The sequence below is a fragment of the Betaproteobacteria bacterium genome (assembly GCA_016791345.1).
GTDB lineage: Bacteria > Pseudomonadota > Gammaproteobacteria > Burkholderiales > JAEUMW01 > JAEUMW01.
Genome location: JAEUMW010000032.1, coordinates 1 through 10640, shown reverse-complemented (window position 1 = coordinate 10640; position 10640 = coordinate 1). Strand labels below are relative to the sequence as shown.

Annotated in this window: 12 protein-coding genes; 4 read left to right on the top strand and 8 right to left on the bottom strand. The window is 67.6% G+C overall.

Annotated elements, in window-relative coordinates; all coding sequences use genetic code 11:
• Nucleotides 1-587, bottom strand: a 587-nt coding sequence (locus JNK68_01165) for an EAL domain-containing protein (GenBank protein ID MBL8538956.1), incomplete at its 3' end; no start/stop codon positions are given.
• Entirely contained in the window at nucleotides 584-2251 is a 1668-nt protein-coding gene (locus JNK68_01160; protein MBL8538955.1) for a mechanosensitive ion channel, read from the bottom strand. The genes JNK68_01165 and JNK68_01160, both read right to left, overlap by 4 nt.
• A 269-nt stretch (nucleotides 2252-2520) precedes the next feature.
• Between JNK68_01160 and JNK68_01155 the strand changes: the two genes are divergently transcribed.
• The gene (locus JNK68_01155; GenBank protein MBL8538954.1) at nucleotides 2521-3672 is read left to right on the top strand and encodes a PatB family C-S lyase; all 1152 of its coding nucleotides are present in this window, start codon (nucleotides 2521-2523) and stop codon (nucleotides 3670-3672) included.
• Nucleotides 3567-4355, top strand: coding sequence for a queuosine precursor transporter (locus JNK68_01150; GenBank protein MBL8538953.1), 789 nt, complete (start codon nucleotides 3567-3569; stop codon nucleotides 4353-4355). Before JNK68_01155 ends, JNK68_01150 begins: the two co-directional genes overlap by 106 nt.
• Before the next feature lie 12 nt (nucleotides 4356-4367).
• On the opposite strand, the gene JNK68_01145 is transcribed toward JNK68_01150, so the two are convergent.
• From JNK68_01145 to JNK68_01135, 3 genes are read right to left on the bottom strand one after another with little or no spacing between them, the layout of a single operon-like run.
• Complete coding sequence (locus tag JNK68_01145) at nucleotides 4368-4880, bottom strand: flavin reductase (protein MBL8538952.1); 513 nt, start codon at nucleotides 4878-4880, stop codon at nucleotides 4368-4370.
• Nucleotides 4881-4882: 2 nt separating this feature from the next.
• Nucleotides 4883-6277, bottom strand: a complete 1395-nt coding sequence (locus JNK68_01140; GenBank protein MBL8538951.1) for a patatin-like phospholipase family protein — start codon at nucleotides 6275-6277, stop codon at nucleotides 4883-4885.
• Between the two features lies 1 nt (nucleotide 6278).
• Nucleotides 6279-6659 (bottom strand): hypothetical protein, encoded by a 381-nt coding sequence (locus JNK68_01135; protein MBL8538950.1) that lies wholly within the window; start codon nucleotides 6657-6659, stop codon nucleotides 6279-6281.
• 204 nt (nucleotides 6660-6863) lie between these two features.
• Between JNK68_01135 and JNK68_01130 the strand changes: the two genes are divergently transcribed.
• Together JNK68_01130 and JNK68_01125 are read left to right on the top strand one after the other, a co-directional pair.
• Nucleotides 6864-7238 (top strand): hypothetical protein, encoded by a 375-nt coding sequence (locus JNK68_01130; GenBank protein ID MBL8538949.1) that lies wholly within the window; start codon nucleotides 6864-6866, stop codon nucleotides 7236-7238.
• A gap of 5 nt (nucleotides 7239-7243) precedes the next feature.
• Entirely contained in the window at nucleotides 7244-7675 is a 432-nt protein-coding gene (locus tag JNK68_01125) for a hypothetical protein (protein ID MBL8538948.1), read from the top strand.
• Between the two features lie 17 nt (nucleotides 7676-7692).
• On the opposite strand, the gene JNK68_01120 is transcribed toward JNK68_01125, so the two are convergent.
• The 3 genes from JNK68_01120 to JNK68_01110 form a co-directional block, all read right to left on the bottom strand.
• Nucleotides 7693-8394 (bottom strand): hypothetical protein, encoded by a 702-nt coding sequence (locus JNK68_01120; GenBank protein ID MBL8538947.1) that lies wholly within the window; start codon nucleotides 8392-8394, stop codon nucleotides 7693-7695.
• A 105-nt stretch (nucleotides 8395-8499) separates the two neighbouring features.
• Nucleotides 8500-9357: a hypothetical protein gene (locus tag JNK68_01115; GenBank protein ID MBL8538946.1), complete on the bottom strand. Its 858-nt coding sequence runs from the start codon at nucleotides 9355-9357 to the stop codon at nucleotides 8500-8502.
• A partial coding sequence (locus JNK68_01110; GenBank protein MBL8538945.1) for a hypothetical protein occupies nucleotides 9354-10640 on the bottom strand: 1287 nt, incomplete at its 5' end. The genes JNK68_01115 and JNK68_01110, both read right to left, overlap by 4 nt.

The following is a 10640-nucleotide window of genomic DNA, read 5'->3' as shown; positions in this document are numbered from 1 at the left end:
AGCGCCCGCAGGCCGGCGAGCCGCTCCGACGCGGACGCCTCGTCGACCAGGCAGTCGACGAAAGTCTTCGGCAGCTTGATGATGTCGACGTTGACGCGGGAGAGCACGAACAGGTTCGCGTCGCCGATGCCGACGTCGTCGAGGGCGATGCGCACTCCGCTGGCGTGCGCCCGGTTGAGCGCTTCGACGCCGATCGCATCCGGCACGCCGCGCTCGGTGACTTCCACGATGAGGCGGTCGAGAACGTCCATCAATCCCGCATTCCTGACCGCATACTCGAGCCCGCCCCGCCCGAGTATCTCGGGCGGCACATTGATGCCGACATGAACGTCGCGATGTGCCCGCAGCCAGTCGCCGAGATCACGCGCGACCGTTTCGACTACCCAGTACGTGATGCGGCCGGACAGCCCGATGTCCCGCGTGAGGTCGGCGATCTCGAAGGGATTCACGGACCCGGCCGGACTGCGCCAGCGCGACAGGGCCTCCGCGCCGAGGCAGCGACCGCTTGCGAGATCGATCGTCGGGATGTACTCGGCGAAGAACTCGCCGCGGTTCAAGCCGGCACGCACCGCATCGAGATCGGTCACTTGCGATCTCCGCCGGACGCCTGGGCTTCTTCCGGCCGCCGCGCCGGCGCCTCGTACCATCTGGCCGGCGGCACCACCTGCGGCGACCTGGGATCAAGCACGTAGTGCGGCGACATGATCTGCACACCGTGCTCGTTGAACACGTCCTGCACGTTCGCGTGCAGCTCGCTCATGGCTCGCGCGCGCCTGACCGGTGCCGTGGGTCCGGCGTGGGCGACCAGGCGGTACTCAACGTAGAAATCCGACAGCGCGGTCTGGATGACATAGGCAGGCGGTTCATCGAGTACACCCCCGGTACGCCGCGCCGCCTCGAGCAGCATCGCGTGCACCTGTCGCCAGGGCGTCCCGTAACCAATCGTGGTCGTCACGTCCAGAATATAGCTTTCATCGTCCGTAGCGCGTGAGTAATTCCGCGTCGTGTTGGAAAGCACGAAACTGTTGGGCAGCACCACTTCTTCACCCAGACCCGTCTCGACGCGCGTGGCGAACATGCCGAGCTCAGTGACGGTCCCGTGGGTGTTGCCGATCTTCACGTACTCACCCGGTCTGAGGGCGCGCGAATAGATGAGGATGAGCCCGCTCGCCGCCTGCCCGACGATACTCGACGCGCCCAGAGAGATCATGAGTCCCACCAGCACCGACAATCCCCGGAATGCCTCGGTGTGCGCACCGGGCAGGTACGGATAGGCCATCGCCAGCGCAAACAACCAGAGGACCGCGACGGAGATGCGCCGCGTCGGACCGGCAGTGTCCTCGTCGAGCCATCCCCAGGCGGTCTGCCGCTCCGAAAACTGATCGAAGAACGCGTGCGCGAGCCGCGTCAGGAAGCGCGTGAGGACGAAGATGATGGCCACGGTGACGAGCCCCGGCACCGCCTCCAGAGCCGAGCGGGCGATGGTCGTGATCGTGCCCAGAACGAAACCGCCCAGCCCTTCACCCCAGGGCCGGGTGTACGGGAACTGCACGAGCACGAACGTGAGCCAGAGTTCGAGTGCCAGGAGTCCGAGGAGCCAGGCGACGACACTCACGAGGCGGTGCGCCGCGAGCAGTCCGTGCTCCGCGCGCACCGCGGTGACACCCGCCACCTTGAGCTTTTCTATCCGCGCGCGGACGGCGGCCGAGATGCGCGCGCCAACCCAGCCATTGGCGCGCGCGAGCAGCCACACCACCAGGCTGAACAGGGCCGTGGCAGCGAGGCTCCTGACACCCGCCATCAGCAGGCGCGTGAGGTCGCGCGCCTCCCGCGTCTCCTCGATGGCCCGCGACAGCTTCGCGACCACGGTCGCCACCGTGGAATCCAGCGTCTGGCCATCCAGCGTGTCGACGTCGCCCGGGGTCACGAGGAACACCAGTCGTTTGTCGACGAAGATGGCGGTGCCTTCGGGGGTCGACCGGGTCGTGACCACCGCTGGTCCGCTCTGAGCGAGGGCTTCGGCCACCTGTTCCTCAGCGCGCTTTGCCCGCTCCGCCGGCGTGAAGCCCAGCAGGTTGGCGTGCATGAGAAACACCGGGCGGTTGCTCAGCGTGACCGCGACGCTCTTGCTCGCCGCGGCAGCCGGTTCGACCGTGGGCGACGCGTCGGGCGTCGTCGCCCCCTGCTCCGCGAACGCCGGTCCAACCGTGAGGCCGATCCACAGCAGCAGGCCGATCAGCCGTATCGCCATCCTCAACGCCGCGCCTCCTTGATCCACGCCGCACGCACGCGTGACATGATGCCGCGGCCGCCGCGAGAACTCCACCGGCAGGACTACGGAGAGAAGCAATTTCGCGCGGCGGGTCAATGACGTAGACTGCAGGCTCGAAACTCCGGGCGACGTCGTGGTGATCGACCGGGTTTCGACGGCGACATGCGGCAGCACATCTTCCCCTTTCCTCACCTGAACCCATCCCCATGAAGAGCAGCGACCCGACCGCATCGCGGTCGACCGGGCGTATGCCGCCCGACGCGTTCGACTTCGACGCGGAGATCGACCGCCGTGGCACCGGCGCGCAGAAATGGGATCGCTACGCAGGGCGGGACGTGATCCCGATGTGGGTGGCGGACATGGACTTCCGCTCATCGCCCGCGGTCATCGATGCGCTGCACGAGCGTGTCGAACACGGCGTGTTTGGCTACACCTCGGCGCCGGAAGAACTGCCGCTCGCCATCGTCGATCAGCTCGAACGCGACTTCGCCTGGCGCATCGAGCCGCAATGGATCGTCTGGCTGCCGGGGCTCGTCACCGGTCTGAACCTCGCCTGCAGTCTCGCCGGCGAGACCGGCGATGCGGTCGTAACGCTGACCCCGATCTACCCGCCGTTTCTCTCCGCGCCGCGCCATGCCATCCGCGAGTGCATCCGCGTCCCGCTCGTGAATCACGAACAGGGCTGGGCGATCGATCCCGACCGGCTGCAGGCCGCGATCACGCCGCGCACACGCATGCTGATGCTGTGCAACCCGCACAACCCGGTCGGGCGCGTCTACGACGGCGCGGAGTTGCGCACCCTCACGGCGATCTGCGAGCGGCACGACCTCTGGGTCTGTTCCGACGAGATTCACTGCGGACTGATTCTCGATGCCGACAAGCGGCACCTTCCGCTCGCTGCAGTTTCCGCCGAGATGGCGCAGCGCTCGATCACGCTGATGGCGCCGAGCAAGACCTTCAACATCCCGGGGCTCGGCATGTCGTTCGCCGTGGTGCCGAACGTCACGCTGCGCCAGCGTCTCTACCGCGCCATGGCCGGATTCACGCCTTCGGTGAACGCGCTCGGCTTCACGGCTGCGCTCGCCGCCTATCGCGACGGCGGCGCCTGGCACGCCGCGCTCCTCGACTACCTGCGCAGCAACCGCGACTTGGTCGAGGCGCGCATTGCAGAGATGCCCGGGCTGTCGATGCGTCACGTCGAGGCGACCTACCTCGCCTGGATCGACACGCGCGACACGGACATCACCGACCCGCACCGCTTCTTCGAGTACGCCGGCGTCGGTCTCTCCGACGGATGCGATTTCGGCGCAGCCGGGTTCGTGCGGCTCAACTTCGGCTGCCGCCGCGCGCTGCTCGACACCGCCCTGGAGCGCATGGCCGCCGCGCTGCGGCGCCGCTGACGTTGGCGCGGCGCAGCTACCGTTACTACGATCTGGTGATGGCGGCGTTCGTCACCGTGCTGCTGACGGCGAACGTCATCGGGCCGGGCAAGGTCGCGCAACTCGGCGGGCTCACCTTCGGCGCCGGCGTGCTTTTCTTCCCGGTTTCCTACGTCTTCGGCGACGTCCTCACCGAGGTCTACGGCTATGCCCGCGCGCGCAAGGTGATCTGGGCGGGATTCGCCGCGCTCATCTTCGCGTCGTTCATGAGCTTCGTCATCGTCGCGCTGCCGCCTGCGGCAGACTGGCCCAGCCAGGCGGCCTACGAAGCGGTGTTCGGCCAGACCCCCCGCATCGTTTTCGCATCGCTCGTCGCCTTCTTCTGCGGCGAATTCGTGAACTCCTACGTGCTGGCGAAGATGAAGGTGTGGATGGAGGGTCGTCGGCTGTGGATGCGCACCATCGGTTCCACCATCTTCGGCGAGGGGGTGGACTCGCTCATCTTCTATCCGCTGGCGTTTCTCGGCGTCTGGCCACTGCACCTGGTCTTCACCGTGATGGGCAGCAACTACCTCATCAAGGTCGGCTGGGAAGCGCTGATGACGCCCTTCACCTACCGGATCGTGGGGGCGCTCAAGCGCGCGGAGCAGGAGGACTACTACGACCGCGAGACCGACTTCACCCCGTTCACGCTGAAAACCTGAGGACACTCGCCGTCAGAAGTGCGTCGGATAGAGCGCACTGCTGCCGTCCATGTCGCCGGTCTCGGCGTAGATCATCGGCTCCGCCTGCGGGTTCAGGATCGTGCCGTCGACGACGCGTCCGAGCACGATTTCGTGGTCGCCAGCCGGCAGCGTTCCCTCCACCCTGCAGTCGAAACAGGCGAGCGCGTCGTCGAGCACCGGTGCACCGCCGGCGGCCGGATGCCACGACACTCCGGCGAGCTTGTCCGTATCGCGTCCGGAGCGCGTGCCGAAGTGGCGGGCGAGATCGAGCCGTCCGCGCGGGAGGACGTTCACGACGAAGCTGCCGCTCGCGCGCAGCAGGGCGTGCGAGGCGTTGCGCGGATTGACGCACGCCGCCAGCAGCGGCGGCCTGTACGACGCCTGCACCACGCACGCGGCGGTGAAGCCATCGCGCTGCCCGGCGTGCGTGGCGCCGATCACATAGACGCCGTGCGTGAGGCAACGAAACAATGCGCAGATGTCGGTGCCCGAGGTCGCTCGCATCGTCATTTCTCCGTGGCAGTCACGGCGCCCGGTGCACCGATGTCCTGCATCAGCGCCTGGAAATCCGGCGCGGCCGTGATGAGACGCCGCGCCAATGCGCGCAAGTCGTCGACATCCTTGCGCTCGAGATGCAAGGTCGTCGGGATCGACATGAAGCGCTCGCGCTCGGCGGGGTCGGTGATCGAGCGAAGCGAGGCGTCGATCAGATAGAACTTAACTTCCGGAGCACCCGCAGGGCGCGCCGCGAGCAGCTCTTCGCGCCAGCGCGCCACCGCCTCGTCGACCATCACCGACGAATCGAACGAGCCCAGGTTGAACACGTTGCCGAGCGCGTCGATGGTGGCAAGCGGACCCGGCACGTCGCCGTCCCGGTCGAGCTCGAAGGTGGAGTCGCGCTCCGCATCCACCGCGATGAATACGGCATGCCTCACGTCGTGGAAGCCGAACGCCTCCAGTGCCGTCGCCAGCCCGCCGCGCCGCATGACGAGCCCCATCGGCTGGCGCAGGCTCAGGTTGTCGACGAGCCCGCCGTCGAAGAGATGAACATACGGGCGCCGCGTGCGATCGAGGTAGGAATGCATTTCCTTGAGATCGCGCTGCGTGCGTTCGTCGATGCCGGGATGACCCTCGAACCAGGACGGGGCCTGGAAACCGCACTCCCCGGCGTAATTGCGGAAGGTGAGCGGACTGAAATACGGCGGCAGCGCCATCGACGCCGCCACCGCGCGCGCCACCGGCACCTCGCCCAGGTCCGAGCACAGCAGATCGAAGCGCTCCTGCGAGAACGGAAACTGCGCACCGAGCGACATGTCGGTCGCGCTGATGACGACGAAGGGCTGCGGCCGGTGCGCGAGGTCGCGAAACGTCGCACCGGAGAAGATCTGCTCGTCGAGATAGTCCGCCAGCAGGTCGCCGCGACCATAGCGGGAAAACGCGATGCGCCACACGTTCCGGGCGAGCTTCGAGGTCAGTTCGCCTTGCACGTCGCGGTAGAGGAAGCGTTCGCCGAAATCGTCGAAAAGCCGTTCGTGGTAGAGCCCGTAGTACGCCGCTACCGCGCTGCCGCCGGATACGGCGCTGATGTAATCGACCTCGTCGAGCAGGCGCTCCTCCTTTCCCGACACCCTGATCCGAGTGTCGCGCAGGGATTCCAGCGCGCCGTAGGCGAGTGCCGCCGCCCGCGTGCCGCCGCCGGAAATGAGCAACACCACCAGCACGTCCGCGGACTGGTCCGGACGCATGCGGCTGTTCTCGAAGCGGTGCCCGTAGCCGGGATCGTGTCGCGCGAGCGGCGGGTTGACCGGGTAGTGCACGTCGCAGCCGGTCGCCGCCAGCAACGCCGCCAGCGCGACCAGCAAAGGGATCAGCGCGTTCGGCGACGGACTCCCGTCCGCCATCCTATTGGCCCATGCGCCGGTTGTAGGAGGCGACGAGGCGCTGGTTGAGAGTGGGATCCTGTGCCTCCGGGCCCTTCGACTTGATGCTCACGCGGACGCTGCCGTCGGCCTGGGTGAGCAGGCTGATGGTGATGTCGAATGGTCCCTTGCGGCCGAGAATCACGCCCTGCCCGCGGTCCTCTGCGGTCACCGTCACCCCCTGGTCGTACGCGGCACCGCGGGCGGCTTCCCACGCGCGGTCGAAAGCGCTCGGCGGCGCGGGCGCATAGACGCCGGGCGCCGTCTGATACACCGTGCAGCCGCCAAGCAGCAGGATGACGAATGCGAGGCGCAGAGCCAGCGACAGGTCGATCACGGATGGCGGGATGATTCGTGTGCTCATGCATCCTCCGGCAGAGAAAGGCAGCGCGTCGGCAGCCACCACGAGTTGCCGCCGGACCGTTGACTGAAAGAGCATCATGGGACAGCCTGCGGCGCTTCGCAACGCGTGGGCCGCGCGGCCCGTCGACTGTGCACTCCGGGATTTTCAGATCGTGGATAATGCCGGCGCCGCTTCGCCGCCCCCAAGGGCGCGGTTCCTCTTCCCGTGAAACGTATCGGATTCTCCTGTCTTGCGCTTGCCGTCGTCGCCCATCCGGGCACGCCAGCCGCTGCGCCTCCTGCGTACACCGGCCACGACCTCGCGCGCAGTGCCGCGGTTTACGAGCGCGCAAGACACGAAGGGAAGTTCCGCAACGAGCAGGAGGAGCGGCAGGTCAATTATTTCGTCGGCTACGTCGAAGGCGCGGCCCTTGCATCACGTAAGCTCTGCATCCCGTCCCAGCGCGGCACGCGGGAGCAAATGGGAGAGATCACTGCAAACTATCTGCGCCAGCACCCACGCGAGTGGCATCTGGCCGCGGACACCCTCGTGGTGAAGGCGCTGCAACCGGCCTTCTCCTGCTCGAAACCAAGACGCTAGTTTTTATGAAGCACTACTGCCTCGTCCTTGCAACCCTGTTGGCGACCCGCCTGCTGCCCGCGGCAGCGGCCGAGGACTGGACTCTGGTGACCCAGACCGACCACGTCGCGCTGTATGTCGACACCCGGAGCATTACGTCGAAGGACGGAGTTCTCCGCGCGTGGGAGAAATGGGAATACGCCTCGGATCGCCCCGGCATCACCGCGACCGATCGCCAGCCCTACCGCTCGGCGCGGTTTCTCACACACTACGACTGTCGCAATCGCGCGTCCGTCGAGGTGCAGAAGGTCTTCTATGACGCGAACGGCACGGTGGTCGGGAAAGTCACCGAGGATCCGAAGTCCGTCCGTCTCACCTACGTCGTCCCCGGACTGCTCAGCGAGGCGGCGCTCGACTTCGTGTGCAAGCCGCGCACGCCGAAGAAAAAGAAATCCTGACGCGCGCTGGCCACGGCCTATTCGACCAGCGCGCTTCCGCTGACCACCGCGCGCAGGTAGTCGCGCCCACTGGCGCGCCGGAGGAAGTGACGGTACGCGCGCACGCCGAAGCGCTGCGGATCGAACAGGTAGACCGTCGCATTGATCTGCACATCGTCGTCGAAGCCCTCGCCCGGATAGCGAGCGAGCAGGCGCGCGCGCAGATCGGGCGCCATCGTCGCCAGCATCGTGACATACGCGATGTACTCGTGGGCCTGTATCGCCGGTTGCGCGATCTCGAAATTGGCGGCAGCGAAAGCGTGCGCTACCTCGTGCGCGACGAAGCTGCGATAGAGCGCCGGTTCCATCGTCATGCCGAACCACGCGTCGCGCCGCGCGAGATCCGCGTAGGCCAGCACGACCACCCGATTCTCGTTCGGCAGGTAGCAGCCGGCGGCTGAAGCGTCGGCGACCGGAGGCAGTGTGTGCTCGATGTCGATCGAGACTTGGGCGGTGACCGCGAATCCCTGTCCGGCGAGAAAGGCGGCGGCATCGTGCGCGCCTGCACAGGCGAGCAAGGCATCCTCGCCGTCTGCCCCGCGCACCACGACGTTGGCTTGTTGGCAGCGGATCTCCACCGGCCCGGCGCCTGCCCTCTCATGGGAATGCCCATCCAGGTGACCGGAGAGCGTCACGGCGAGCAGGCTGCCGACCGCAACACCCCACGTGTAGAGACTCACGGCACTCCTCCCGGCTGCGCGGCGGGAACAGCTTCAATCTGGAACCGTTCTCCCCCAGGCCCTGCCCGCGTCACGTCACGATGATTCTCCCGTCAGGCTCCGATGTCACCTTCCAGGGCACGGAGTCTGGCCCGCCGCCGGCGCGATCAGGCGCTGCATCAGTGGATCGCGGAAGGTCGGCCGGTTGGGTGGCGTCAGCACCTCTGCGCTCTTTGCCGCCCGCGAGATGATCGGCTGCGCCCGCAGGCGACGCCTGGCGTCCGGGGTGACGGAATTGCCCAACGGCGTCGGCGTGCACAACCATTCCAGGTCGGCCGGAGCGAGGACTGTTGCGTACTGGTCGATCGTGTCCTCCAGCACCGCCTTCTGCTTGCTGCGGTCGGACAGCGCCGCGAAATACTTGAGTCCCACCCACGCCCGCACCTCGGCCAAGTAATCGCGAATGTCCGGGCTGTCGCGCCGCTTCTCGATCTGCACCGAGAGCGACTGCATCACCGCCGCCGCCCGCTTCATCTCCACACCGGGGATGTTCGGCAGGGGCGCCGTCCGCGTCCACCACACGAGATCGGGCGCAACCTCCTTCAGCGCCTGGTCGCGCGGCGTGACCAGCAGCGCAGCATCGGCCGCATCGAACGCCGCCGCGGCGCGATCGGGCTGACGCTGGTCGAGGTAGATGATCCCCTGCCGCACGCGCAGGCTGGCGATCGTCGTCGGCGTGAGATTCGGATTCTGGTCGATGACGGCATCGATGCGCTGTGCGCTGTCGGTGCCGCCGGCCACGGCCGCCGTGCCGGCCGGGTCGGGCAACGGCGGTTGCGGCAACGTTGCGGCAGCGCTGTCCGACGGCCCTGTGACGTCCTTGACCTGCGACGTCGCGCAGCCCGCCAGCGCGATGGCAAACGTGAACGCGAGCAGCCAGCGCCGGCCGCAGCCGACGCCGCGATCTTCGACACACCTGCTCATGCTTGCCCCCCGATTGCCGTAGCGATCGCCGCCTCGGCGAGCGCAGCGAAGATTTGCTGAAACTTGGGATCGTCGGCATTGACCGTGGTGATCTCGCCGCGCGCGACCGCCGCCACCAGGCCCGCCAGCACCAGCGGCAGCGCGCTCGTGTCGAGCCGCCGACCGAGTTCCTGTTCGGAACGCGCAAGGCCGGCGGCGACCGTATCTGCAAGCCTGGTCACGAGCGCCTGCTCGCTCGTCGTGTCGACCAGGTCGCGTCCTCGCAATGCCACGACGCGCAGAACCTCGCCCAGCGTCTCCACCAGAACGGTGCCGCCCAGGAGACCGAGCTGACTTCCCTTCGCGCCACGCAGGACGCCGTTCACGATTGCTGTCGCGACGCGTCCTTCGTATTTCGCGAAGAGATCGGGATTGCGCAGCACCACGGCGGCCGCCGCGTCGATCAGGTCTGCTGCCTGCACTCGCGTGAGCGTGCCCGCCGCGGCGAGCTTGGCGACGTCGCCCGCGAGGACCGCGATGAGCGCCGGGTAGCGGGTGCCGAGCAGTTGCGGCTGCTCGCCGATACGGGTCATGACGGCAGCGAGCGCGCCGTTGGCGAGCGTGCGCGCATCGAGGCTGCCGGCGGCGGCAACCGATTCCAGCACCGTGCCGATCAGGGCGACGCGCTCCGCGGGCTGTTCCGACAGCAATTCCGGATGACGCCCCAGCACCGCAGCCGCAGTCCGAAAGGCGTCGCGCAAACCTTCGCGCGTGAGCGACTGCTCCAAACCGCGATTGGCTGCCGTCTTCGCCAGCGCCCCGACCAGATCCTTCACCCAGGCCTCGCGCACGGCGGTGTCGAGAAGCTCCGGCTTCGTCGCGATCGTGCCGATCACGGCGGACGTGATGCCGAACAGCGTCTCGCCGCTGAAGAGGCTCGCGGTCGGCGTGCGGGCGAGCTCCGCGACGAGGGCGAGGGTCGCTTCGCGCACGATCGGTCGCTCGCCTTCGAGCAGCGCCGGCCCGTAGCGCTCGACCGATGTGAGCCCGGCGCGCAGCAGATCGCCCCAGCTGTCCTGAAAGAATGTCGCAAAACTCTGGCTGCCCTGCGTGACGTGCGGGGCAGCCGCGCGCAGCACGTCGGCGACGATCTGCCGGTACGGCTGCGCGCCGTCGGCGGCCAGCCGTTCTCCGGCAACGAGCAGACCGCTCGCGAGCAGCGTGCGATAGCCCTTGCCGCGCACGAGTCCGGTGACGAAGTCCTCGCCGCTGTCGGCTTTCTCGCGGGCGAGCGCGAGCGCGTC

What these genes read in the sequence shown, in the direction of transcription:
- JNK68_01160 (MBL8538955.1), bottom strand. Translation starts at nt 2,251, where the DNA reads ATGGCGATACGGCTGATCGGCCTGCTGCTGTGGATCGGCCTCACGGTT.
- JNK68_01155 (MBL8538954.1), top strand. Translation starts at nt 2,521, where the DNA reads ATGCCGCCCGACGCGTTCGACTTCGACGCGGAGATCGACCGCCGTGGC.
- JNK68_01150 (MBL8538953.1), top strand. Translation starts at nt 3,567, where the DNA reads ATGCGATTTCGGCGCAGCCGGGTTCGTGCGGCTCAACTTCGGCTGCCG.
- JNK68_01145 (MBL8538952.1), bottom strand. Translation starts at nt 4,880, where the DNA reads ATGCGAGCGACCTCGGGCACCGACATCTGCGCATTGTTTCGTTGCCTC.
- JNK68_01140 (MBL8538951.1), bottom strand. Translation starts at nt 6,277, where the DNA reads ATGGCGGACGGGAGTCCGTCGCCGAACGCGCTGATCCCTTTGCTGGTC.
- JNK68_01135 (MBL8538950.1), bottom strand. Translation starts at nt 6,659, where the DNA reads ATGAGCACACGAATCATCCCGCCATCCGTGATCGACCTGTCGCTGGCT.
- JNK68_01125 (MBL8538948.1), top strand. Translation starts at nt 7,244, where the DNA reads ATGAAGCACTACTGCCTCGTCCTTGCAACCCTGTTGGCGACCCGCCTG.
- JNK68_01115 (MBL8538946.1), bottom strand. Translation starts at nt 9,357, where the DNA reads ATGAGCAGGTGTGTCGAAGATCGCGGCGTCGGCTGCGGCCGGCGCTGG.